This window comes from Zhihengliuella flava (assembly GCF_015751895.1).
Taxonomy (GTDB): Bacteria; Actinomycetota; Actinomycetes; order Actinomycetales; family Micrococcaceae; genus Zhihengliuella; species Zhihengliuella flava.
The window spans coordinates 2733783-2757405 of record NZ_JADOTZ010000001.1 but is presented as its reverse complement, the minus strand read 5'-3'; the positions used below and the strand labels follow the sequence as shown (position 1 = coordinate 2757405).

At 67.5% G+C, this 23623-nt stretch carries 24 protein-coding genes, 4 tRNA genes and 1 riboswitch; of the genes, 12 read left to right on the top strand and 16 right to left on the bottom strand.

What is annotated here, in order from left to right; genetic code table 11:
• Positions 1-4: 4 nt before the first annotated feature.
• From hisF to IW252_RS12575, 13 genes are all read right to left on the bottom strand, one after another.
• A complete protein-coding gene (gene hisF, locus IW252_RS12635) occupies positions 5-775 on the bottom strand; it encodes an imidazole glycerol phosphate synthase subunit HisF (RefSeq protein ID WP_196836881.1) in 771 nt (256 codons plus the stop codon).
• Positions 776-787: 12 nt separating this feature from the next.
• Complete coding sequence (gene hisG, locus IW252_RS12630) at positions 788-1636, bottom strand: ATP phosphoribosyltransferase (RefSeq protein ID WP_196836880.1); 849 nt, start codon at positions 1634-1636, stop codon at positions 788-790.
• A 75-nt stretch (positions 1637-1711) separates the two neighbouring features.
• On the bottom strand, positions 1712-1975 hold the full coding sequence (locus IW252_RS12625) for a phosphoribosyl-ATP diphosphatase (protein WP_196836879.1): 264 nt from the start codon (positions 1973-1975) through the stop codon (positions 1712-1714).
• A 108-nt stretch (positions 1976-2083) separates the two neighbouring features.
• Positions 2084-2572, bottom strand: coding sequence for a 6,7-dimethyl-8-ribityllumazine synthase (gene ribH / locus IW252_RS12620; protein ID WP_196836878.1), 489 nt, complete (start codon positions 2570-2572; stop codon positions 2084-2086).
• A 36-nt stretch (positions 2573-2608) separates the two neighbouring features.
• Positions 2609-3904: a 3,4-dihydroxy-2-butanone-4-phosphate synthase gene (gene ribB / locus IW252_RS12615; RefSeq protein WP_196836877.1), complete on the bottom strand. Its 1296-nt coding sequence runs from the start codon at positions 3902-3904 to the stop codon at positions 2609-2611.
• Positions 3901-4530: a riboflavin synthase gene (locus IW252_RS12610; protein ID WP_196836876.1), complete on the bottom strand. Its 630-nt coding sequence runs from the start codon at positions 4528-4530 to the stop codon at positions 3901-3903. Before IW252_RS12610 ends, ribB begins: the two co-directional genes overlap by 4 nt.
• A 28-nt stretch (positions 4531-4558) precedes the next feature.
• A complete protein-coding gene (ribD, locus tag IW252_RS12605; RefSeq protein WP_196836875.1) occupies positions 4559-5698 on the bottom strand; it encodes a bifunctional diaminohydroxyphosphoribosylaminopyrimidine deaminase/5-amino-6-(5-phosphoribosylamino)uracil reductase RibD in 1140 nt (379 codons plus the stop codon).
• Positions 5695-6408: a nicotinamide riboside transporter PnuC gene (gene pnuC, locus IW252_RS12600; RefSeq protein ID WP_196836874.1), complete on the bottom strand. Its 714-nt coding sequence runs from the start codon at positions 6406-6408 to the stop codon at positions 5695-5697. The genes ribD and pnuC overlap by 4 nt, the downstream gene beginning before the upstream one ends.
• An 87-nt stretch (positions 6409-6495) precedes the next feature.
• Positions 6496-6633, bottom strand: a riboswitch (FMN riboswitch).
• A gap of 16 nt (positions 6634-6649) precedes the next feature.
• Complete coding sequence (gene rpe / locus IW252_RS12595) at positions 6650-7324, bottom strand: ribulose-phosphate 3-epimerase (protein WP_196836873.1); 675 nt, start codon at positions 7322-7324, stop codon at positions 6650-6652.
• A gap of 39 nt (positions 7325-7363) precedes the next feature.
• Complete coding sequence (locus IW252_RS12590; protein WP_196836872.1) at positions 7364-8884, bottom strand: RsmB/NOP family class I SAM-dependent RNA methyltransferase; 1521 nt, start codon at positions 8882-8884, stop codon at positions 7364-7366.
• Positions 8881-9861 (bottom strand): methionyl-tRNA formyltransferase, encoded by a 981-nt coding sequence (locus IW252_RS12585; RefSeq protein ID WP_196836871.1) that lies wholly within the window; start codon positions 9859-9861, stop codon positions 8881-8883. The genes IW252_RS12590 and IW252_RS12585 overlap by 4 nt, the downstream gene beginning before the upstream one ends.
• Complete coding sequence (gene def, locus IW252_RS12580) at positions 9858-10445, bottom strand: peptide deformylase (protein WP_231366010.1); 588 nt, start codon at positions 10443-10445, stop codon at positions 9858-9860. Before def ends, IW252_RS12585 begins: the two co-directional genes overlap by 4 nt.
• A gap of 112 nt (positions 10446-10557) precedes the next feature.
• Positions 10558-11418 carry a PD-(D/E)XK nuclease family protein gene (locus IW252_RS12575; protein ID WP_196836869.1) on the bottom strand — a complete coding sequence of 287 codons (861 nt, stop codon included), beginning with the start codon at positions 11416-11418 and terminating at the stop codon, positions 10558-10560.
• Positions 11419-11659: 241 nt separating this feature from the next.
• Between IW252_RS12575 and IW252_RS12570 the strand changes: the two genes are divergently transcribed.
• From IW252_RS12570 to IW252_RS12555, 4 genes are all read left to right on the top strand, one after another.
• Positions 11660-11733, top strand: a tRNA-Gly gene (locus IW252_RS12570).
• Positions 11734-11799: 66 nt separating this feature from the next.
• Positions 11800-11870, top strand: a tRNA-Cys gene (locus tag IW252_RS12565).
• 26 nt (positions 11871-11896) lie between these two features.
• Positions 11897-11968 (top strand) — tRNA-Val (locus tag IW252_RS12560).
• A gap of 60 nt (positions 11969-12028) precedes the next feature.
• Positions 12029-12105, top strand: a tRNA-Gly gene (locus tag IW252_RS12555).
• 131 nt (positions 12106-12236) lie between these two features.
• On the opposite strand, the gene zapE is transcribed toward IW252_RS12555, so the two are convergent.
• A complete protein-coding gene (zapE, locus tag IW252_RS12550; RefSeq protein ID WP_196837269.1) occupies positions 12237-13274 on the bottom strand; it encodes a cell division protein ZapE in 1038 nt (345 codons plus the stop codon).
• 206 nt (positions 13275-13480) lie between these two features.
• On the opposite strand from zapE, the gene IW252_RS12545 reads away from it, so the two are divergent.
• The 3 genes from IW252_RS12545 to IW252_RS12535 are packed head-to-tail and all read left to right on the top strand — an operon-like array spanning position 13481 to position 15348.
• Positions 13481-14392 carry a sulfurtransferase gene (locus IW252_RS12545; protein WP_196836868.1) on the top strand — a complete coding sequence of 304 codons (912 nt, stop codon included), beginning with the start codon at positions 13481-13483 and terminating at the stop codon, positions 14390-14392.
• A 12-nt stretch (positions 14393-14404) separates the two neighbouring features.
• Positions 14405-14836 carry a SufE family protein gene (locus tag IW252_RS12540; RefSeq protein WP_196837268.1) on the top strand — a complete coding sequence of 144 codons (432 nt, stop codon included), beginning with the start codon at positions 14405-14407 and terminating at the stop codon, positions 14834-14836.
• A gap of 2 nt (positions 14837-14838) precedes the next feature.
• Positions 14839-15348: an aminoacyl-tRNA deacylase gene (locus IW252_RS12535; RefSeq protein ID WP_196836867.1), complete on the top strand. Its 510-nt coding sequence runs from the start codon at positions 14839-14841 to the stop codon at positions 15346-15348.
• 17 nt (positions 15349-15365) lie between these two features.
• On the opposite strand, the gene IW252_RS12530 is transcribed toward IW252_RS12535, so the two are convergent.
• Positions 15366-16679: an alpha/beta hydrolase family protein gene (locus tag IW252_RS12530; protein ID WP_196836866.1), complete on the bottom strand. Its 1314-nt coding sequence runs from the start codon at positions 16677-16679 to the stop codon at positions 15366-15368.
• 128 nt (positions 16680-16807) lie between these two features.
• Here IW252_RS12530 and msrB point away from each other — a divergent pair, with 128 nt between their 5' ends.
• The 3 genes from msrB to IW252_RS12515 all read left to right on the top strand — a co-directional run bounded on the left by msrB (position 16808) and on the right by IW252_RS12515 (position 19027).
• Positions 16808-17203, top strand: coding sequence for a peptide-methionine (R)-S-oxide reductase MsrB (gene msrB, locus IW252_RS12525; RefSeq protein ID WP_408065789.1), 396 nt, complete (start codon positions 16808-16810; stop codon positions 17201-17203).
• A 20-nt stretch (positions 17204-17223) separates the two neighbouring features.
• Positions 17224-18312: a threonine aldolase family protein gene (locus IW252_RS12520; protein ID WP_196836864.1), complete on the top strand. Its 1089-nt coding sequence runs from the start codon at positions 17224-17226 to the stop codon at positions 18310-18312.
• A 79-nt stretch (positions 18313-18391) separates the two neighbouring features.
• Positions 18392-19027, top strand: coding sequence for a DUF3000 domain-containing protein (locus IW252_RS12515; protein WP_196837267.1), 636 nt, complete (start codon positions 18392-18394; stop codon positions 19025-19027).
• A 4-nt stretch (positions 19028-19031) separates the two neighbouring features.
• Here the strand turns inward: IW252_RS12515 and IW252_RS13765 are convergent, their stop codons facing one another.
• Entirely contained in the window at positions 19032-21143 is a 2112-nt protein-coding gene (locus IW252_RS13765) for an acyltransferase family protein (RefSeq protein ID WP_196836863.1), read from the bottom strand.
• 124 nt (positions 21144-21267) lie between these two features.
• On the opposite strand from IW252_RS13765, the gene IW252_RS12505 reads away from it, so the two are divergent.
• Both IW252_RS12505 and IW252_RS12500 read left to right on the top strand, forming a co-directional pair.
• Entirely contained in the window at positions 21268-22497 is a 1230-nt protein-coding gene (locus IW252_RS12505; RefSeq protein ID WP_196836862.1) for an HRDC domain-containing protein, read from the top strand.
• Between the two features lie 16 nt (positions 22498-22513).
• The gene (locus IW252_RS12500; protein ID WP_196836861.1) at positions 22514-23602 is read left to right on the top strand and encodes an NAD(P)H-dependent flavin oxidoreductase; all 1089 of its coding nucleotides are present in this window, start codon (positions 22514-22516) and stop codon (positions 23600-23602) included.
• Positions 23603-23623 lie beyond the last annotated feature (21 nt).

Here is a 23623-nt window from a genome sequence, read left to right as displayed (position 1 = left end):
CGGGTCAGCGAACAGGGAAACCGGCCTCCCGAATGGCCTGCTTGACCTCCGCAATCATGTGAACGGGGCCGAAATGGAAGATTGAGGCCGCCAGCACGGCGTCCGCGCCTGCCTCGATGGCGGGGGGAAAGTGAGCGGGCTCCCCCGCGCCGCCGGAGGCAATGAGCGGCACCTTGACCGCGGCACGCACGGCACGAATCATCTCGAGGTCAAACCCGTTCTTCGTTCCGTCGGCATCGATCGAATTCAGCAGAATCTCCCCGACCCCACGCTCGGCGGCCTCGCGGGCCCACGCCACGGCATCACGGCCCGTTCTCTGGCGCCCGCCGTGCGTCGTGACCTCATACCCGGACTCGAGGCCCGGGTGCGTGCTGCGGCGGGCGTCGAGGGACAACACCAGCACCTGGGAGCCGAAGCGATCTGTAATCTCGCTAATCACCTCGGGACGGGCAACGGCTGCCGTATTGATCGAGGCCTTGTCGGCACCCGCGCGCAGCAGCTTGTCGATGTCTTCGGGAGTGCGCACGCCGCCGCCCACGGTGAGCGGGATAAACACTTCCTCAGCCGTTTGAGAGACCACATCGAAGGTCGTGTCCCGGTTGGAGGACGAGGCCGTGACATCAAGAAACGTCAGTTCGTCGGCGCCCGCGGCGTTGTAGCGCTTGGCGAGCTCGACGGGGTCGCCTGCGTCACGCAGGCCCTCGAAGTTCACACCCTTGACCACTCGGCCAGCGTCAACGTCGAGGCACGGGATCACACGGATCGCAACGCTCATGTCGGTTCCTTCTCAGATACGGCAGGCGTGGATCTGGCTGACCAGAATGGCGCGCGCGCCCAAATCGTACAGTTCGTCCATCATCGCGTTGGTTTGGCTCTTCAGGACCATCGACCGCACGGCCATCCAACCGGAATCAGCCAGGGGCGATACCGTAGGCGACTCAAGCCCCGGAGTGATCGCACACGCCCGCTCGGCCAGATCCTTGGGGACGTCGTAGTCGAGCATGACGTACCGGCTGGCCACCAGGACGCTGTTCAGGCGCCGCTTGAGCACCTCCACGCCCTGCGGCACCTCACCGGCACGGCCGATGAGCACGGCCTCAGAGGCCAAGATCGGCTCACCGAACGTATCCATGCCTGCTGCTTTGAGGGTGTTGCCGGTCTCCACCACGTCGGCGATGGCGTCGGCGACGCCCAAGCGGACCGAGGACTCCACGGCACCGTCGAGGCGTACGACCTCGGCGTCGATGCCGCGCCGGTTCAGGTAACCGCGCAACAGGCCGTCGTAGCTGGTGGCGACGCGCTTGCCGTTCAATTCGGTTTCGCTGGAAAAGTCTCCGGCCGGGCCGGCAAAGCGGAACGTCGAGGCGCCGAGGCCGAGGGGCAGAATTTCCTCGGCGTCCGTGCCCACCTCGGCGTCGAGAAAGAGATCCCGGCCCGTGATGCCGACATCGAGGATGCCGCGCCCCACGTACACGGCGATATCCCGCGGACGCAGATAAAAGAACTCAATGTCATTCTCCGCGTCAACGATGGCCAATTCGCGCCGATCGCGGCGCTGCAGGTACCCGGCCTCCTTCAGCATGGAGGTGGCGGCATCGGACAGGGCACCCTTGTTCGGGACTGCTACTCGCAACATCTTGTGGTCTTCCTTTGGTTCTCGGTGGCTGCTGGACTAGTCGTCGCTCGCCGCCGACCGCGGTGCGGCCGACGGCTACAGATGCTTGTAAACGTCCTGCAGCGTGAGTCCCTTAGCGAGCATGAGGACCTGAAGGTGGTAAAGCAGCTGCGAGATTTCCTCGGCGGCTTCCGCGTCCGTCTCATACTCGGCCGCCATCCAGACCTCGGCGGCTTCTTCCACGATCTTTTTTCCGATGCCGTGGACACCCGAATCAAGCTCGGCGACGGTACGGGAGCCCTCAGGGCGCTGTTCCGCTTTCTCGGCCAGTTCGGCGAAGAGGGTGTCGAAGGTTTTCACGCCCTCCACCCTAGCGCTTCGCCCCGGCCGCGCTGACACGCGGCCGGGCTATGTGACAAACACCGCGCGAACCGCCCGTTCGACCCACCCGAGGCACGATAGCCGGCATCACGCGACTCCGCGTGCGGCGGAGCCGAGCACCACGGCGGTTTGTAGCGCGGCCGCCGTGGCCTCGTACCCCTTGTCCTCGGCCGAACCCTCCAAACCCGCGCGGTCCACGGCCTGCTCCTCGGTGTCGCACGTCAGGACGCCGAAGCCAACGGGGATCCCGGTACGGACGGAAACGTCCGTCAGTCCTGCGGTGGCCCCCTGGCACACGTAGTCGAAGTGGGGCGTGCCCCCGCGGATGACGACGCCCAAGGCGACGACGGCGTCGTACGAGGCGGCGAGACGGGCCGCGGCGACGGGCAATTCGAACGTCCCCGGGACGCGGACGAGCGTCGCCTCGGCCCGGGCATCAGCCGCGGCTCGCTGCGCGCCAGCCACGAGCCCCTCCATGACCTGCTGGTGCCACTCGGCGGCAATGATGGCTACGCGCAGGCCGGCGGCGCCCACGAGTTCTGCTGCGCCGGTGGTCGGTGCTCCGTGTCCTGCCATGGTGTTCCTCTTTTCTGACGGGCCCGCGTGGGGCGACTACTGGAAAGTGCCCTCGTCGAGGGTGTGACTCATGCGATCGCGCTTAGTGTGGAGGTAGCGCGTATTTTCCGGGCGCGCCGGGATGAGCGCTCTGACGGTCTCGGTGACGACGATGCCGGCTTCGTGGAGCCACGACGTCTTGACCGGATTGTTGGTCAGCAGGCGGATCCGCTGCAGATCCAGCTGGCACAGGATGCCCACGGCCGCGTCATAGTTGCGTGCGTCGACGGGCAGGCCCAATTGCTCGTTGGCCTCCACGGTATCGGCGCCGGCATCTTGCAGCGCGTAGGCCCGCACCTTATTCGCTAGGCCGATGCCGCGCCCCTCGTGCCCGCGCAGGTACACCACGGTTCCGCCCTCCGCAGCCACCCGCGCCAGCGCCGTGTCTAGCTGTTCGCCGCAATCGCAACGGTACGAACCGAACACGTCGCCCGTCAGGCACTCGGAGTGCAACCGAACGAGCGGCACCCCCGCTGACGTGCCGGCGCCCGGGTGCGTGAGCGTGAGGTGCTCGTCGCCGGTCGCGTGGTCCGTCCAGACTTGCACCGCGAACTCCCCGTGCGGGGTCGGCACGTGCACGAGAGGCCCACCGGTGACCGAGCGCTCGGGATCACCGGCCCGCCCCGGCGCCGGCTCCTCCTCGCCGCCCGGCACACGACCGCTGCGCTCCCGCCGGTACGCCGCCAGGTCTTCGATACTGATCAGGGGCGCTCCCCACTCGGTGGCGAACGAACGTAGGGCGGCCAGCCGCATCATCGATCCGTCGTCGTGAACCACTTCGGCGATGACCCCCGCCGGCTCAAGACCGGCCAAGCGGCACAGGTCCACGGCCGCCTCCGTGTGCCCCCGACGCGCGAGCACGCCGTCGTCCTCCGCACGGAGCGGAAACACATGCCCGGGGCGGGTCAGTTCGCCCGCGGTGGTGTGGGGGTCCGCGAGCACGCGGCAGGTTTTCGCCCGGTCCGCTGCGCTGATCCCCGTGCTCACGCCGGAGGCCGCGTCGACGGATACGGTATATGCCGTGCCCTTGGCGTCCTCGTTGTGCTCGACCATGGGCGGCAGCCCGAGCGCGTCGGCCCGAGCCCCGAGGAGGGGCGTGCAGATCACCCCGGAGGTGTACCGGACGGTCCAACCGAGCAGTTCGGGGGTGGCGAACTGGGCAGCGAAGATGATGTCACCCTCGTTCTCTCGGTCCTCGTCGTCCACCACGACGACGGGCCGGCCGGCCGCCATAGCGGCCAAGGCGTCATCGATCGAGTCAAACACGATGGCCTCCGCGGTTCCGGCGCTCATGATTGTCCCCCGTGGTCGAGGAAGCTGGTGAGCCGCTCGGCATACTTCGCGATGACGTCCACCTCAAGATTCACCGCTTCCCCCACGCGCCGGTGTCCCAACACCGTCTCCCGCAAGGTCATCGGAATGAGCCCCACCTCAAACCACTGCTGGGCGGCATCCGGAGCGGAAACGCCCGTCACGGTGAGCGAGACGCCGTCGATCGCGATCGATCCCTTGGTGGCGATGTAGCGGGCCAGCGGCGTCGGGACACCGAAGCGCAGCCGCTCCCACTGTCCTTCCGCAGCGCGTTCCAGAAGCTCACCGACGCCGTCGACGTGTCCCTGAACGATGTGCCCGTCGAGTCGCCCGTGCGCCGGCAGGCAGCGCTCCAGGTTGACCTCGTCCCCCACCTGAAGGGATCCGGTCGTCGTCAGACGCAGCGTCTCACCGATCACATCGAGGCCGACCACCTCCCCCTCGATCGACGTGGCGGAGAGGCACACGCCGTTGACGGCCAGCGAGCCGCCGAGCTCAAGATCATCCACGTGGCCCGGTGCGCTGATACGCAAGCGGGTCGTGCCCGCACCCGGTTGCTCGGCGATCGCTTCCACGCGTCCCTTACCGGTGACAATTCCCGTAAACATGTTCTCTTCTTTCCTACCGGAGTCGGCGCTAGCGCCGCATCAGTGTGTCAGTGTCGTGGTCGGCGGCGCGCGGCGTGAGGTGAAGGACGACGTCGTCCCCGCACCGGGCCAGCGCGCCGTCGCCGACGTCGTCGTACTCGAAGCGCCGCGCGGCGCTCAGGGTGTCGATCCCCAAATCGCCCACCGCCCCGCGGCCGGAGCCCAGGACGAGGGGGGCTTGATACAGCCAGATCTCATCCACCAGGTCTTCGCGCAGAAAAGCGGTAGCGATGGACGCCCCGCCCTCGATCATGGCGTGATCAATCCCCACCGAGGCGAGCTCGGCCAAGACCGCGCGCGGGTCGCGGGAGCGCACGTGCCGGTAGTGGCCGTCGCCCACCAAAGCCGCTCCCTCCGGCACGTCACGGTGCCCCATGACCACCCGCAGCGGCGTCCGCGGCGCGGCCGATCCGTCCGGCAGGCGAGCCGTCAGCCGCGGGTTGTCGGCCGCGACGGTGCCGGAACCGACGATGATCGCCTCAGCCCGGGCGCGTACCCGGTGGCTGTGATGCCGGGAGGCGGTGGACGTGATCCATTGGCTGGTCCCGTCCGCCGCAGCGATCCTCCCGTCGAGAGTTTGGGCCAAGTGCAAGGTCGTGAACGGGCGCCCCGCGGCGCGGGCGGAAAACCAGCGGTGGTTCAGCTGGGCAGCGGCCCGCGACCACTCCGGCGCCAGCGCGGATCCGGCGATCACGCGATGCCCCTGCGCCGCCAGCCAGGCCGCCCCGCCCGAGGCGGTGTCGGTCGAGTCCGCGACGGCGTAGACGACGGTGCCGATTCCGGCGTCTCGAATGGCGTGGGAACAGGGGCCGGTTCGCCCCGTGTGGTGGCACGGCTCGAGCGTGACGACCATCGTCCACGCGCCCGGTGGGTTCGCGTCCGTGATGTCGAGGCGACCAGATTCGACGTCGGCGCGCAGGTTGGCCAGAGCGTCGGCTTCGGCGTGCGGCGTCCCGGCCCCGCGGTGGTGTCCGACGGCGATGCGCCGGCCGGCGGCGTCGACGATCACGGCACCGACGAGCGGGTTGGCCCCACGAACGCCGAGCCGGGCCGCCGCGAGGGCCCGGGCACCGACGTCCTCCACATCGAAGGGCAGAGCACCCACGGGCTGATCTCCGCTGCGACTCATGCTGGCTCCCGCGTGCGCGAGGGCTGCTCAGCGGTGGCCGGGATCGCGTCACGCGCCCCCCGCGCCTGCCGCTCCGCTTTCCACCAGACGAAGAAGCCCACCCCAGTGAAGATCCCGTAGAACAAATACATCAGGGCCGTGGCGTAGTACCCGGCGGAGAAGAGCAGCGGGACGCCGACGACGTCGACGGCGACCCAGATCAGCCAAAACTCGACCCAGCCGCGGGCCATGCCGTACGTCGCTAGGAGGGACCCGACGAAGGTCCAGGCGTCGGCCCAGACGGGTTCATAGGAACCGAGGGCCGTGAAGAGCGGCGTGAGGGCGACGGTGCCCAGCAGCATGCCTGCGACGAGTCCCACCCGTTGACGCCCCGTGGCCCACCGTGGCGTCACGGCGTGTTGTGCGGCGGGCTCGGACGCGTTGCGCCAGCGCTGCCAGCCATAGATCGCCACGGCAATGAACATGATTTGCCGGCCGGCCTGCCCCCACAGCGTCGATGCTGAAGCATCGCCGAATAGGCTCCCGAGGAACACCGTGAGGAGCAACAGGTTTCCGAGGATTCCCACGGGCCAAGCCCACACGCGGCGGCGCATTCCACCGAGGGCGCTTGCGAGGCCAAAGAGATTACCGACGACTTCGCGGACTAAGAGCCCGCCACCGATCGGGATCGTCGCGTTAAACAGGTCAATGAGCCACCGCGCTGCATCCATCGTTCCTCCTTCGAAGCTGCGGCGGCTCCGGGGGTACGACAGTGCGCGCAGGCTTTCGACGGTCTCCCGTCGCCAGATAGCGCGGCTGTACGTGCTTCTCCCATCCAGACTTTAACTGTCGGTGCCGGAATTTCACCGGCTCAACCGGTCACCTCGGTATGCGAGGATCGCGGGTCGCGGACTGTCACCGCCGGTTCGGACTTTCACCGACCCCGGAGCACGTAAATTGCTTGTGCAGAAATTAGACCACAGAACTGCGCACGGTGGTGACCGCGTTGCGCAGTGTGTCAATCGCTTCACTCGGCCTCTCATGGCCGTAGACGGCACTACCGGCGACAAAAACATCGGCCCCCGCCTCCGCGGCGCGAGTGATGGTGTCCGCCGAAATCCCGCCGTCGACCTGAAGCGCAATGGGCAATCCGGTCCCGGCAATCGCGGCTCGGGTGCGGCGGATCTTGGGCAGGGTGAGGTCCAAGAAGGCCTGCCCGCCAAACCCTGGCTCGACGGTCATGATGAGGACCATGTCCAGCTCCGGCAACATGTCAAGGTATGGCTCGATGGGGGTGGCCGGCCGCAGGGCCATGGCCGACTTGGCCCCGGCCGCTCGCAGATCACGGGCCAGTTTGACCGGCGCGTTGGAGGCCTCGGCGTGGAAAGTCACCGAGTCCGCCCCCGCCTCCGCAAAACCCGGTCCCCAGCGATCGACGTCCTCGATCATCAAGTGCACATCGAGCGGCAGCGGCGAGACCTGCTGGAGTCGCTGCACGATCGGTAGACCGAGCGTCAGGTTGGGCACGAAGTGATTGTCCATGACGTCGACGTGGACGGCGTCGGCAGTCTCAATCCGCTGCAATTCACTCTCGAGATTAGCGAAGTCAGCGGACAGAATGCTGGGATGAATGCGGCAGGTGGTCATCGATATCCCTTGCAGTTGGTCGGCAGAATGGGTCCCGGGCTATTCAGCCTCGAGTGTCAACAGAGCCATGAACATGGCGTCGGTTCCGTGCTGGTGAGGCCATAGTTGCGCGGTGCGGGCCCCCTCGAGCGGTGCGCCACGCTTGTCCGGCACCTGGGCCCCGGCGTTCGTTGGTGTCAGGGCCACGGCGTCGAGCGCTGCCTCGGCGTCCAGGGCCCGGAGCCGCGGATGACGTGCTAGGGCGTCGAGAACGACGGCGGTCGTCTCCGCCGGGTGCGGTGAGCACGTGACATAGGCCAGCACTCCCCCGGGACGCAGCGCGGCGACGGCCGCGTCGAACAGCTCGCTCTGCAATTGGGTCAATTCCGCGATGTCCCCGGGGCTCTTACGCCACCGGGACTCAGGACGGCGGCGCAGCGCCCCCAGCCCGGAGCAGGGGGCGTCGAGCATGATCCGGTCGTAGCCACCAGCGCTGCCTGCGTAACGCCGACCGTCGCCGGTGACCACGCTGAAGGCGTGTGGATCGACTCCGGCAAGCGCCTGGCTCACAAGGCGGGCGCGGTGCTCGGCCACCTCGTTTGCCTCGAGGTGTGCCCCGCGTTGAGACGCAAGTGCCGCGAGGAGCGCCGCCTTACCGCCCGGACCCGCGCACAGATCCAACCAGCGCTCATCCGGGCCGGCCAGCGGTGCGCCGGCGAGCGCACGGGCCACCAGCTGAGAGCCGGCGTCTTGAACGCGGACGCGCCCCTCGGCGAGTCCCGGCAGCCGCCCGGGGTCGCCCCCGTCGTAGGTGGCCGCGTCCGGGGCGAGCGACGACACCTCTGCACCCGCTGCACAGAGCGCTGCGAGGTCACCCAGCCCCGGTAGCGCAACGAGATTGACCCGAGGAGCGGCGTTGTCCGCCGCGAGCAGCGAACCGATCTCAGCGACATCGCGCCCGTGCGCGGCGAGGCTCTGGCGGAGGGCACGCACCACCCATTCAGGGTGGCTATGTTCGATGGCGGCAGCGGCCGTCTCATCCTGGAGGTCCGCCGTGAGCGTGGCAACCCACTCGCTCAGGCTATGGGCCGCCACCTTGCGGAGCACGGCGTTGACCAGGCCCGATGCTCCGGCGCCGATCTCGGCTCGGGTCAGGGCGACCGTCTCGTCGAGCGCGGCGTGGTGGGGCACCCGCATCGCGAGGAGTTGATGCGCGCCGAGCCGCAGCGCGTCGAGCACTGCCGCGTCGAGTCGGCTCAAGGGGCGGTCGACGCAGCGGGACAGGACGGCGTCGTACGTCCCCTGGCCGCGGAGTGCCCCGTAGGCCAACTCGGTCGCGAAAGCGGCGTCCCGCGCGCCCAATCGTGCCCTGCGCAGTCGGGTGGGAAGAACCAGATTGGCGTACGCGTCGTCTTCTGCCACGGCGCGCAGCACCTCGAAGGCCACCCGCCGCGCCGGGTCCGCCGTGCGTTTGCGGGCCGCTGGCGCGGACTCGCTGTAGTGGCGTGTGCCCCCGCGATTGCGCTGGCGGCCCTTGTCATTGCGGCGGCTTCCGCGCGGTTGCGGCTGCTGCGGCGTCATACGAGGCTCGCTTCCTGAGCCGCGCCACCGCGCGCCCAATCGGAGGCCGGCATCATTTTCTTACCGGCGGGTTGAACGGTTTCGAGCTCCACGGGGTGGGAGCCGGTGCCAACGAACACGCGCGGCCTTTTGCCGGGCGCGACGAAGAGCTCGCCCGGCGCGAGGTGCGCCAAGGCGGGGTGCTCCTCGGCTAAGGCCCGGGCGCTGTCCCGGGTGGCGGGATCATTCCACGCATCCCGGCGCAACGGGCCCAATTTGAAACGGGACCCGTTCAGCGTGGTCCACGGTCCGGGCTCTGGAGTTACTGCGTTGATGCGGCGCCGGATGGCCAAGGCCGGTTGCGTCCACTCGATGCGCGCATCATCGTCCAGCAGCTTGGGCGCCAGCGTGATGTCCCCCTCCTGCCGGACGGGGACCAGCTGGCCGGCGTCGACACCCGCGAGGGTCTGCGACAACAAGACCGAACCGGACTCGGCGAGGTCGGCCAAGAGTTCGCCGCTGGTCATGGCCGGGTCGACGTCGCGTGTCATCTGCCCGTAGACGGGACCGGTGTCCAGCCCCGCCTCGAGGCGGAAGGTCACCGCCCCCGTGACATCGTCGCCCGCCATCAACGCGTGCTGCACCGGCGCAGCCCCACGCCAGCGCGGAAGCAAGGAAAAGTGAAGGTTGATCCAGCCGTGTTCAGGCACCGCCAGCGTCCGCTCGGGAATGATCCCGCCGTAGGCCACCACGGCGGCGACCTCGGCCCCTGCCTCCTCGATCGCGCGATGGGCCGCCTCTGTGATGCGGTTCGCCTTGATGATCGGCACCCCCAGTTCCTCCGCCACCACGGCCACCGGAGAGGGAGTGAGAACCTTCTTACGCCCCTGTGGGGCGTCGTCACGCGTGAGCGCCGCAACGACGTCGTACCCATCCGCTACCAAACGGCGCAGTGACGGCACCGCGACGGCCGGAGTGCCGGCAAACAGCACCCTCACTTGGCACCCCCCAACGGCGCGCCACCGAAGGTCTGCGCGGAGAAAGCGCTACCGACGCGTCCCGCTCGCTCAGCCTGCGTCGAAGCGGCGGCCGTGGAGAACTCGGCGGCGCGGATCTGGCGCATGGCCGCCTTGCGCGATTGGCCCGCCAAGCGGTCGATGTACAGCGTGCCGTCGAGATGGTCGCACTCGTGCTGGAAACAGCGAGCGAGCATTCCGGTGCCTTCCACCGTGACCGGCTCGCCCGCAGCGGTGTATCCGCTCACTCGAGCCCACGCGCGGCGCGGGGTGGTAAAGCCCAGTCCCGGGACGGACAGGCAGCCTTCGGAACCCGGCTCTTGTTCGGCATCGGAGACTTCCAACACGGGATTCACGACGTGCCCGCTCGCGCCGTCGACCTCGTAGGTAAACACGCGCAGCCCCACGCCGACCTGCGGTGCGGCCAGCCCGGCGCCTGAGACATCCCGCATGGTCTCCATCATGTCTTCGACGAGCCGAGCCAGCTCAGGCCCGAAGTCGGTGACGTCCTCGGCCGGGGACCTCAGAACGGGATCTCCCACGATCCGGATCTGCCGTACGGACATGTTCCGCTCCTCCCGCATGGGCACCGCGCCTGTCGTGACGAACACGCCGCCCGGCGGGACGACTGGTGCCAACGTGCTTCGGTTCTTCAACGGTGCCGGGCGAGAGTCCAGTCTAGACGGTGCTCGGCGCGACGCTGGGCGGCGGGACCGGCCGCAGCCCAGGCCCGGTAGCGGCCAGCTGCTGCTCAGCACTCCAGGCCTGCTTGAGGGCCCAGAAGCGTCGCCAGTGCACGGGCAACGAGGCCGGGTGTGCCTGGAGGGCCACAGCCTCCGTTTCGGCGATGGCGACAGCCAGCAGCAGGGGCGGCTCGTCACCGTAGGGCCACGGCACCCAGGTTCCGGAGGCCGCGTCCGTGCACATTTCTTCCGCCTTATAGCCGGCAACCAACTGCATGATGACCTTCTCATCCAGCGGCTTAGCGCGGCCGTCTCGGGTCAGGGACTTGGTCTTGAAGTCGATGAGGCAGAGCCGACCGCCGACCCGCGCCACCAGGTCTAACGTTCCGGCGTACCCCACCTCGTGGTTCCACACCGTCACTTCCGCGGCCACAGGCTCGACGCCGTACGCGCGCCACCACTCGTCGAATCGCTCCGCGAAGGCGCTCTCCCCGTGCGTCGCGAGGGCGGCCCGCGCGGCGTCGACGTGGTGCGTTTGTCCCAGCGCCGCCAAGGCCACCTGTTCGGCGTAGTCGTGGACGCGGTCCCCGCGCGCGGCGGCGTCGTCCCGGTACCGTTCCGCCGCGCCCGCGGCGTCCCGGGCGATCTGTTTGAGGCTCCGTGGGTCTCCGACCGCATGTGCCAGACGACGGTCGCCGACGACGGCGGTCGCCGCCATGTGCCCGGCCCACCCCGTGAGATCCGGGCTGGCCACGCCGATGACGGTGGTGATCGAGGGCACCTCGAGCGTGCCGCCGATACGGCGGGCGTACATCCTGCCCAGATCGGTCTGCTGGGCCAAAGCGGGGGTGGTCATGGATCGATTCTGGCACGAACGCGCCGTTCCGTCGGCGGCCGCGAAATTTTTTTCAGAAGCCCCCTTTCCCCGCCATTCCGCGGCTAAACGGCCCGTCGTCGAACTCCCATGGAGGCGAAAAGGCCCGGTCAGGGCGCCCTCGATTTGCGCCCCGCCAAAGTGCTCGTATAGAGTTTTTACTCGTTGGAACGCGGCCGGGACGGCGAGAAACACCTCACCGAATCGATCGCGATCTTGACATGCGGACATAGCTCAGCTGGCTAGAGCGCCACCTTGCCATGGTGGAGGTCGCGAGTTCGAATCTCGTTGTCCGCTCGCATGACACTGTAAGGTCTTCACGACCGCTCCAAGGCCGCCTTCTCCGGAAGGGGTTCTGGACATGGTGGGGTGGCCGAGAGGCGAGGCAGCGGCCTGCAAAGCCGTTTACGCGGGTTCGAATCCCGTCCCCACCTCGCTTACAGCGATTGCACCCTGACAAGGGCGATTGGCGCAGCGGTAGCGCGCTTCCCTGACACGGAAGAGGTCACTGGTTCGAACCCAGTATCGCCCACTCGAGAATCCTCGGGATTCGAGAATCCAGAGGCATCAGCACTGATGACTTCTGAGATCTGCGGACATAGCTCAGCTGGCTAGAGCGCCACCTTGCCATGGTGGAGGTCGCGAGTTCGAATCTCGTTGTCCGCTCCATCGAAAAGGGCCCCATCAGTAGATGGGGCCCTTTTTGTGCGCTCGATCTGCGCTACAGCGACAGCGGCAGCTCAGGCATCCCGGCGTGCCCCGCACCGTCACACTGCGGGACACGCCTGCGCTTCCGCGCGCTAGGTCGCGGATTCGTTCAGCTGCCCGTTCCGGGCCAGAGCGGTCAAGCGAGAGACGGCTCGGAAGTATTTCTTCATGTACCCCCCGGACATCATCTCCGGCGTAAAGAGGTCGCTAAAGGACACGCCCGAGGCAACGATTGGCACGTCCCGGTCATACAAACGATCTGCCAGCACCACGAAGCGCAGCGCCAGGGACTGCTCAGTAATGGTGGAGACTCCCCGCAGCACCAGCACATCAATCCCGTCGATCAGCTGGCGGTACCGGCTCGGATGCACGCGCTGGAGGTGCTCAGTCAGCGCGGCAAAGTCATCCACGGCGATGGTCTTCTCCGAGAACCTTTGCCGAGCAAAATCCTCCACCTCGGAGTCCGCGAGCGTGGCGGGAGCGTCCGGCAATCCACGGTGGCGGTAATCCTCGCCGTCCACCCGGACGACGTCGAACTGGTCCGAGAGCACCTGAATCTCGCGCTTAAAGTCGGCCGCGGCAAAGCGCCCCTCCCCCAAGGCACCCGGCAGGGTGTTCGACGTGGCCACCAGCCGGACCCCGGCGTCGGACAATTCCCGCATGAGGCGGGACATGAGCACCGTGTCTCCCGGATCGTCGAGTTCAAATTCGTCAATGCAGACCAATCGATATCCCTTAAGCACCTCCACCGTCTTGCGGAAGGACAAAGCGCCCACCAGATTCGTGTATTCAACGAACGTGCCAAACGCCTTGGGGCCCGGGGCCGCGTGCCAGAGGGAAGCCAGCAGGTGAGTCTTGCCGACTCCAAAGCCGCCGTCAAGATACAGGCCCGTCTTGACCGGCTTTGACTTGCCAAAGAGCCTGGCGAGGAACCCGCCGCTGGAGGCGTTCATTGACTCCGCGAATTGACGCAGCTCCCCGACCGCCGCCGCCTGAGAGGGCTGGTTGGGGTCGGGAATGTAGGAGTCAAAGGAGACGTCCCCGAATCGGTAGGACGGCTGAAAGCCGTCAAGCAAGTCATCCGGGGAGACATGCGGGGTGCGTTCGGTCAGGTGTTCGATCGTGGGCACGTGGTGCTGGTCCTTCGGTAGTCGCGTCGGCGTCTCTGCCGCCAGAGCAACCTTACGCGGGGGCGCGCCGCCGGCGCACGTGCGTTGCGGAGCATCGGCTGCCGCAAGACTGATGGACGGAAGACGACGGCGGCGAGCATGGAGTTGGTCCGCGGCAGTAGGCTGGTCACTAGTCATTGCCGTCAACATCCGAACCGAGGTGCACTATGCCCGTTGCAGCCGATGCGAATCAGAAGTTTTCCGCCTACGCCCACCCAGAACGACTCGTGACCACTTCATGGTTGGCCGAGCATCTCGGCGACGAAGGCCTCGTGGTCGTGGAATCGGACGAGGATATTCTGCTTTATGATTCCGGGCACATTCCCGGTGCGGTCAAGATCGATTGGCACACCGAGCTTAACGACGACGTCACGCGTGACTACGTCGACGGTGCCGGCTTCGCCCACCTGATGCGCGCCAAAGGCATTCGCCGGGAGGACACCGTGGTGATCTACGGGGACAAGTCCAACTGGTGGGCGGCCTACGCGCTGTGGGTCTTCAGCTTGTTTGGGCACGACGATGTTCGCCTGCTCGACGGCGGCCGGGACAAGTGGATCGCCGAAGGGCGCGAGCTGACGCGGGAGAAGCCGCAGCCGCGTTCCGTGGACTACCCCGTGGTTGAGAGGGATGATACGAAGATTCGGGCGTACAAGGAGGACGTGCTGGCCCACCTAGGGCGCGGGCCTCTGATCGATGTCCGCTCTCCCGAGGAATACTCGGGGGAACGCACGCATATGCCGGCCTATCCAGAGGAGGGCGCCCTACGCGGCGGCCATATCCCCTCCGCCGCCTCGGTCCCGTGGGCCAAGGCGGCCGCCGAGGACAGCACGTTCAAGTCCCGCGCCGAGTTGGAAGAGGTCTACTTGGCGGGCGCAGGCCTGCGGGAAGGCGACGACGTCGTGGCTTACTGCCGCATCGGCGAGCGGTCCAGCCATACGTGGTTTGTCCTGACGCACCTCCTAGGCTTCGAGCACGTCAAGAACTACGACGGCTCGTGGACCGAGTGGGGCAACGCCGTGCGCGTGCCCATTGTCAAGGGCACCGAGCCCGGGGACGCTCCGGCACAGGCAGGCGCCTAAATGTCGGGAACGATGCCCAGCGATCTCGCCGAGATCGTCGATGATTTCCAAGCGCTCTCCGAGCAAGAACGGCTGGAACTGCTGTTGGAGTTCTCCGACTCCCTGCCCGACCTTCCGGAACGGTTGGCTGACCACCCGGAACTGCTCGAACAGGTCGTCGAGTGTCAGTCTCCACTGTTCTTGACGCTCGAGGTCGCCGACGATGCAGACCAGACGGTCCGTTTGTACTTCTCCGCCCCGGCCGAGGCGCCAACCACTCGCGGATTCGCCTCGGTCTTGCACGAGGGGCTGAACGGGAAACCGGCTGCCGACATCCTGGCGGTCCCGGACGACATGCCCGACGCGTTGGGCCTGACCCGCGCCATTACTCCCCTCCGCATGCGCGGGATGACAGCCATGCTGGGGCGGATCAAACGCAAAATCAACGAGGCGCTGGCCGCCTAGTCATGGCCCGTGCACCGCGTCAGAAGGCCACCCCCGCCACCGCCGTCTTGGCCGCGGCGGGGGTGGCCTTTCAGGTGCACACCTACACCCACGATGCTTCGGCGGATTCGTTCGGCCTCGAAGCGGCCGAAAAACTCGGGGTCGCGGCAGAGCGTGTCTTCAAAACCCTCGTGATCCGCTGCGAGGAGGCCGGTCCGGCCACGAGCGTTCGCCATGGCGTCGCCGTCGTGCCCGTGTGCGAACAGCTGGATCTCAAACGGGCGGCTCTTGCGTGGGGCGCTAAGCGGGTTCACCTGGCGGCGCCCGCCACGGCAGAGCGGTTGACCGGCTACGTTCTGGGAGCCATATCCCCCGTGGGCCCACGGCGTGAACTGGCCGTCACGATCGACGCGTCGGCGCTCTCCGTGGAGACCACGCTCTTTGTCTCTGGCGGGCGCCGGGGCTTCGAGCTTGAGCTGGAACTGAGCGGCCTCCTCGCCGCGACGGGGGCACGCATCGCCCCGCTCACCTAGCGGCACTGTGCGCGGGCTCAGGCCGTCGCGGGGTTTCGAGCTGGGCGCCCCGGTGCCGGAGCGTCGAGGCGCGCGCCGAGCCAGGTCCGGACCGTGTCCTCCCACCGCTGCGGGTCAACGTTCCACTCAAGGGTGTGCCGGGCGCGAGAGAAGCGTTCGAAGGTAATGACCTCCGGGTTCAGCTCCGCGATCGCCGCCGAGGGGCCGACGGGAACAAAATCGTCGTCTTCGCTGTGCACAATCAGGGTGGGGGTCCGCAGGTGGTCGGCGCGATCCAACCAATTGAGCTGCTTCAAATTCACTGGCGCGGCCAGTCCCGTGACGAGCCGCCCGGCCTTGTGGGCGATGAGCCACTGACCGAGGCGGCCGACGGACTCGGGAATCCGGTTAATACGGGCCTGATGGGCCAACACATCGATCCAGTTGACCACGGGACCGTCCAAGACGAGGGCACTGATGACGGCCCCATGCCGTGACTTCACCACCGTTTGCAGGCAGATCGCTCCGCCCATCGACCAGCCAAACAAGACAATCTCCCGAGCGCCGTGCTCCAGCGCGTAGTCGATGGCGGATTCAACGTCCTCCCATTCCGTGCTCCCGAGCCCATAGCGCTGATCCTCGGCTGCTGGCGCCAAGCCATCATTGCGATACGACAGGAGGAGCGAGGTCAGGCCGAGCTGTTGCGTCACCGGCAGCGCGCGCAGCCCCTCGGTGCGCTGGGCACCGCGGCCGTGCACCATGATGGCCCACGTCTGAGACTGGTGCGTGCCCGGCACCAGCCACGACTGGGAGACCCCGCCACGAACCGGGACCTCGACGTCTTCGTACGGGCACCCGATCGCGCGCGGTGTGGGATAAACAATCCCCGACCAGCGGCCGCGGACGGCATCCTGCAGATTCCCCTCGTACACGCGCTCGACGCGGCGGGTCACTGTGCCATCCGCGGGCGCGTACGTCACAATCTCACCCAGACGGGCGTGCCCCCGGCCAGCGTGAAAGAGCAACGAATAGGTGCCCGGCGCCGTCGTCTCCGGGCGGGCCGGCAGGATGATGTCCCACCCCACGGCTCCCGAGTGCTTCCCGGCCGCCGCACCGTCATACCCGTGGGTTGGTTCCATGGACGGGACGAGGGCGAGGATCTCGATGTCTTCGGCCCGCTCCCGGGCTGGCGTCACGATCTGCCGCGCGAAGTAGCTCGCCAACGTTGAGACGGCCCCGGCAACCAGAGATCCCACGACGGCGCCCGCCGTCGCTCCCAACAGACCCCACTGCACGGAGGCAGCCCACTGGTGGCGAGGGGTCGACGGATGAGGCGAAAACTGCGGCGACATACGACCATCATGCCAAGGCACCCCGGGCCCTCCAAGCACTCCGTGCCGTGGCGGCGGGGAATGTCTGCGCGCCGTGGCACGTTCTAGCCAGTGTGAGTGACGAATCGCAGCAGAACAGCCAACCGACCGTGACGAAGTCCGACGCCGAATGGCGCCGCGAGCTGACGGAGGACGAGTTCCAGGTGCTCCGCCGTGCTGGCACCGAGCGCCCGTTTACGGGCGAATACTGGGACACGAAGACCGAGGGCGTCTACGCCTGCCGCGCGTGCGGTGCGGAACTCTTCACCAGCGGCGAGAAGTTCGATGCCCACTGTGGGTGGCCGTCGTTCTTCGCCCCGCTGGCCGAGGACCGCGTGCGTTACATCCGCGACGAGTCTCTGGGCATGGTCCGCGTCGAGGTCCGCTGTGCAGCCTGCGACTCGCACTTGGGACACGTGTTTTCCGGCGAAGGGTTCGACACTCCCACGGACCAGCGGTACTGCATCAACTCCGTCTCCCTGCGTCTGCGTGCCACTCAGGCCTGATCAGTCGGTAGTCTGGCGCAGTGAGCACTAACGAACCCGTCCCTGCAGACCAGCCAGCGCCGCTTCACGACACGCAGCGCCGCACCTTCGCCTCTGACAACTACTCGGGCGTCCACCCGGACATTCTGGCCGCCCTCGCCGCAGCCAATGGCGGGCACCAGAGCGCCTACGGCGCCGATGAGTACACGCGCGCCTTCGGCGACGTCGTCGAGCACCACTTTGGTGGCGGCGCCGTCGGATTCCCCGTCTTCAACGGTACGGGCGCCAACGTGACCGCGCTGCAGGCGCTGCTCCCCCGCTGGGGTGCGGTGATCTGCGCCGAGGGCGCACACATTAATGTGGATGAGAACGGCGCCCCGGAACGCGTCGGCGGCATGAAACTGCTTCCCGTCCCTACACCGGACGGGAAACTCACCCCAGAACTCATCGAGCGCGAGGCGTGGGGGTTCGGCTTCGAACACCGGGCGCAGCCCGCGGCGGTCTCCCTGACGCAATCCACCGAACTAGGCACCCTCTACACCGTCGATGAACTCACGGCGATTGTTGACCACGCCCATGCCAAGGGGCTCAAAGTCCACATGGACGGCGCCCGCCTCTCCAATGCCGCGGCAGCTCTTGACCTGCCGCTACGCGCGTTCACCCGGGATGTCGGAGTCGACATCGTCTCCTGGGGCGGGACCAAGAACGGCATGATGCTCGGTGAAGCCGTGGTGGTCACAGATCCCGGCGCCACGGAGATCATCGATTCCCTCAAGTACCTCCGCAAGATGAACATGCAGTTGGGCTCCAAAATGCGCTTCATCTCTGCCCAGCTCACGGCCCTTTACGGCACGGACCTGTGGCTGCGATCCGCACGGCACGCTAACGCGATGGCGGCTCGATTGCGTGCCGGCGTGGACGCCCTCGAGGGGGTAGAAGCGACGCAGCCCACGCACGTGAACGCCGTGTTCGCGAAGCTCGATCCCGCAGCCGCCGCGGCGGCCCGTCAGGAATACTTGTTCTACGACTGGGACGAGAAGACCGGAGAGGTGCGCTGGATGTGCTCCTTCGACACCACGGAGGAGGACGTCGACGCGTTCCTCGCCGCGATCCAGCGCGCGGTCGGCTAGCGCGGGCCGGCTCACGCCTGCTCGGCGAGCCTGACGCGGCCGACGGCGCGGCGCTCCTAGGATCGTGTCCGTGGCACACATCTCAGATTTGGCACAAGCCCCTCCGCCCTTCGTCCGGGCCTTGGACGGGCTGCGCCGGGCGGCGCCGCGTCCTGAGGTCACCCTGTCGGAGATTCCGGCCCCGGCCCGGCTCGCGCCCTACGCGGTCGCGCTGGCGGCCGACGTCGTGGACAAGCCACAGCACACCCGACGGCCCGTGCACGGGCCAGCCGCCACGTTTGTGCATGCCCCCAGTGAGGAGGCGGCCGAGCTCGCCACTGGCCGGTTCATTTTGTTGCACGACCCGGCCGGTTCCCCCGTGTGGGACGGCACCTTTCGTGTGGTGACGTACATTCGTGCCGAGTTGGACGCACAAATGGGCAACGACGAGATGCTCGGCACGGTGGCGTGGACGTGGCTCTCCGATGCACTGGCCGAACACCACGCGCAGTTTACCAACGCCGGAGGCACCGCAACGCGCGTGCTCTCAGAGAGCTTTGGCTCCCTGGCCGAGCGCCCGGGCACGATCGACATCGAGCTGCGCGCCTCGTGGACACCGCAATCCCCCGATGTCACCGCGCACCTCGAGGCGTGGACGGACATGGTGTGCGCCTTCGCGGGCCTGCCGCCCCTCCCGCCGGGGGTCACGCCGATCCCCCGGCGCCGCCTGACGTAGGGCCCTAGCCCTGAGACAGCACGCCAAACGCCTCGAACCGCCGAGCGATCTCCGGTGCGAGTTCGCGCGCGTAAGTCTCTGAGACGTGACTGCCGTCGTAGTAGGTCACCACGCCACCAATCACCGCATGACACGTGTCCTCGCGGCAGAACAAGTCCTTCGTCTCCAAGAAATGGAAGCGTTCGTCCGTCACGGATTCTGAGGCCCGACGCAGATTGTCGTTCCACGGGAAGGCGTCCTGTACTGCCACGGAACAAGCAACCACGTTGTCCCGGTGTTCAGCCACGCACGTTGGCACGTCTGTTTCGTCCTGTTCAAGTCGGGGGACCTCACCGAAGACCATGACGTCCTTGCCACTGTCCATCCAGCGGTGCCACATCGACGTCATGCCCTCAACGCTCGGGTTCGCAAAATCTTGCCCGTCAGCATTGACCCACTCGCGGTCGATCTGGCTGGCGGCTACGAGGACGGCATCAATGCGGGAGGACTGGGCGATACGCTCGCTGACCTCGCGATTCGAGGAATCACAGGTCCGAACAACGCGCAGATCCCTGCCGGTAGTCTGCGTAACGCGCTCAGCCACATTCGGGGTGCATCCGCCGCGCGTGTAGACCTCGAGGGCAATCTTCCGTTCGCGGGCTATCGCGTCGAGCGCCGGGAGCCAGGCCGTGGCATGCGAATCGCCGACGAGAGCCCACGTCTGCTCAGCGGCTCTGGGCTCGACCCCCAGGTGACACGCGGTCACCTCGGCTTGTCCCATCCCGGCTTGGCAGTCCTCGTAGGTCCGGTCTTCCCGTTGTGCAGCGATCACTTCAACCGAAGGGTTAGGCGCCGCGTCGCCCTCAATCGGTGTGCACGTCCCGGGGGCCACCAGGCTTCGGTAGCCGTAACACTCGCTGGCAGTGGACACCGACTCTCCGTACTTCAGGGTGGTGACCACGCCCGGAGCGGCTAGGGCGACGGCCGCTACAGCGGCCATGCCCGTGGCGGCGACAAGGTACGTCCGCGGAAGCGGAGCGATCCACCGGGCACGCCGGCAGGGGTCCTCAACGGCGAGCTTGGACAGCCAAGAGAGCGCCACGATGCCCGCGATCAGCAGCAGCTTAACTTGCCACGTCTCAGCTGCCGCTGCGACGAACGGGGAAATGACCACCACGGGCCAGTGCCAGAGATACACCGCATAGGAGATGTCTCCGCCGAAGGTGGCCGGGCGCCGCGAGAGCCACCAGTAGACACCGAGACCGGGACGCAGGCCACCGCAGAGCAGGACGGCGGCCGTGCCGAGCACCGGCAGGAGCGCTGCGTAGCCGGGGAACGCCGTCGCATCCGAGTAGACGATCGCCGTGGCGACGATCGCGCCGACGCCGGCCCAGCCGGCCACGTTTGCTAAGCCGCCGGTGTACTGCTTGCCCTGCCACACAAGGGCCACGAGGGCGCCAGCGGCGAACTCCCACACCCGGGTGGGGGTCGCAAAGTACGCCTGTGCGGGATCGTAGGCCGTGAAGAACACGGAAAATAGCAGGGACGCCGACGCGAGGATACCCAAGACCATGAGCATGGCGCGGCGCAGACGCTCCGGCTGACCATGTCCCGAGCGGAACACCAGCCACACCACGGGCATCAGCAGCAACGGCCACACCACGTAGAACTGCTCTTCGACGGAGAGGGACCAAAAGTGTTGCACCGCCGTCGCGGATTCCTGCATCGCCGAATAGTCGACGGCATCGGCTGCCAACAGCCAGTTTTCGACGTAGAACGCCGAGCCGATCACGTGACGGAACGTCTGTTGCCAAGCTGGTGAGGGCAAATAAGCGAGCACCGCTATCGAGGTGACGAGCAGGACCACGAAGCTCAACGGCAGCAGCCGCCGAATGCGGCGCCCCCAGAATCGGCCCAAGCGGACGCGGCCGTCCCGGACCGCCTCCCGGAAGAGGTGCCCCGTAATCAAGTAGCCGGAGATCACGAAGAAGACGTCGACGCCGACGAACCCACCCGGCAGGTGCATGGGCCAGAAGTGGTACAGCACCACGAGGGCTACGGCGACCGTACGAAGCCCTTGGATTTCCGGCTGAAAAGGCGTGCTGATGCTGGTCCCCCCGGCGGGATGTTGTCCCACGGACCGGTCTCCTTACTCAAGGCATAGCTCTGTCAAAAAGCTGATCCTAGCGCCTCAAGCTTTTTGCGCGCTGCACCCGGTCCGCACGGCATGCGATTGAGGAGCGACATAGACTGGGCAAACCATGACGGATACCAGTGCCGAAACTCCCGAGCCGACGCTACTGAGCGCGCCCCGCGATGGCGTGCCCTTCGTGATCGACACCGCTTCCGGACTACGCAGAGCTGCAGAAGCTCTCGCGTCCGGCCAAGGCCCCGCCGGTGTAGACGCCGAACGCGCGTCCGGGTTCCGCTACGGACAACGCGCCTTCCTCGTCCAAATTCGCCGCGAGGGAGCGGGCACGTGGCTGATCGACCCGGAAGCCTTCGACTCCCTAGCCCCGCTGGATGAGGCGCTGCGCGGGGTCGAGTGGATCCTCCACGCCGCATCGCAGGACCTGCCCTGCCTCGCGGAGGCGGGCATGCACCCGGACGCGCTCTTCGATACGGAGCTGGCAGCCCGCCTAGCCGGGCTGCCCCGCGTGGGCCTCGGCGCCGTCGTCGAACAATTGCTCGGCCTCAGACTCGCCAAGGAGCACTCGGCTGCGGACTGGTCCAAGCGGCCCCTACCCGAGTCGTGGTTGAACTACGCCGCGCTCGACGTCGAAGTGCTAGCCGACCTGCGCGAGGAGCTTGCCGAATTGCTCGAGGAGTCCGGCAAACTCGAGTACGCGCTCGAAGAATTTGAGGCGATCCGTACGGCCCCGCCGGCGCCCCCGCGGCAGGACCCGTGGCGGCGAACCTCCGGACTGCACACCCTGCGGGACCGGCGGCAGCTCGCCGCCGTCCGCGAGCTGTGGCACGAGCGCGAGGCCTTGGCTGAAAATCGCGACACGGCACCCGGAAAGATCATCGGCGATAAATCGATCGTCGCCGCTGCGAAGGCCATGCCCACCACGGTGCCGGCGCTGCTCAACACCCCGGGCTTTCACGGCCGTGCGGCAGCCAAGGAGGCCCCTCGATGGATGCGGGCCCTCAACGCGGCCCGCCGCAGTCAGGACCTACCGCCGCTACACTTGCCATCGAATTCGCCGCCCCCGCCGCGCGTGTGGGCGGATAAGAACCCCGACGCCGCCCGGCGCCTCAACACCGCCAAGCCGCGTCTGGCCCGGGCAGCCGAAGAGCTCAATCTTCCGCTGGAGAACCTCCTCACCCCCGACTTCCTGCGCCGCATCGCGTGGCGTCCACCCACCCCCATCGATCCGGAAAGCGTCGCACAGGCGCTGCGGGACCTCGGGGCGCGCGAATGGCAGGTCCGACTGGCCGGACCGATCATCACGGTCGCGTTCCTCGACCCGGACCCGCTCGACACGTAATTCCTGGAGGCCACGCATGCTGGACCGCTACCTACCTGTGATTCAGGCCCCCATGGCGGGCGGACCGTCCACGCCCCAATTGGTGGCCGCCGTCTCCGGAGCGGGAGGGCTCGGATTCCTCGCCGGCGGCTACCTGAGCCCGGCTGCGCTCCTGACGGCCATCGCCGAGACGCAGGAACTCACCAACGAACCATTCGGCGTCAATCTGTTCGTGCCCGGCGCCCCCGCGACCTCAGCCGAGGCGGCGGCGCAACGCGCCGCCGTGGACTCCTATCGTCGCTGCTTGGCGCCTCACGCCGCTGCCCTCGACGCGGACCTGCCGGACGCGGAGGAGCTGCCATGGGACGACGAGGACCACTACGTAGCGAAGATCGAGGCCCTGTCCCGCCTCGAAGCGCCCCCGGCGGTGGTGTCCTTGACCTTCGGACTGCCGCAGCCGGCCCAACTTGCTCTGCTCCACGAACGCGGCATCGCCACCGTCGTAACGGTGACCAACGAAGCCGAGGCGCGCGCCGCCGTCGACCTGGGTGTCAGCGGGCTGTGCGTGCAGGGGCCCGAAGCCGGCGGACATCGCGGCACTCACGACGTGAAAACCGCCCCGGACTCGCGCAATCTTTCCACGCTCCTCGCCGCCATCACGGCGGAGTTGGGCCAAGAACGGGGCAGAATTCACCTCACGGCGTCAGGCGGGGTCGATTCACCGCAGCGCGTGCAGGAGCTACTGAAGGCCGGCGCCGACTCGGTTCAAGCAGGAACCGCCTACCTTCGCGCCCCGGAGGCGGGAACACACCCGACGCATCGCGCGGCGCTGGCGACGGGCTCCGCCGAAACGGTCGTCACCCGCGCGTTCACGGGGCGCGCCGCTCGAGCGGTGTCCAATCTCCTCGCACGCGAGCTCGCGGCGAGTGCGCCTCCGGTCTACCCCGCGGTGCACCACCTCACGCGCCCCCTCCGGGCGGCCGCGGCGGCGCGGGGCGATGCGCAGCGGCTTCACCTGTGGGCGGGCGTTAACTACCGCGCCGCGCTCCCTGCCCCGGCGGCCGCCATGACGGCATGGCTGGGCGGCGATGTGACGGAGATTGCACCCTTTATTACTGGCGAGTAACCTATGGTGCAGGTCACACAC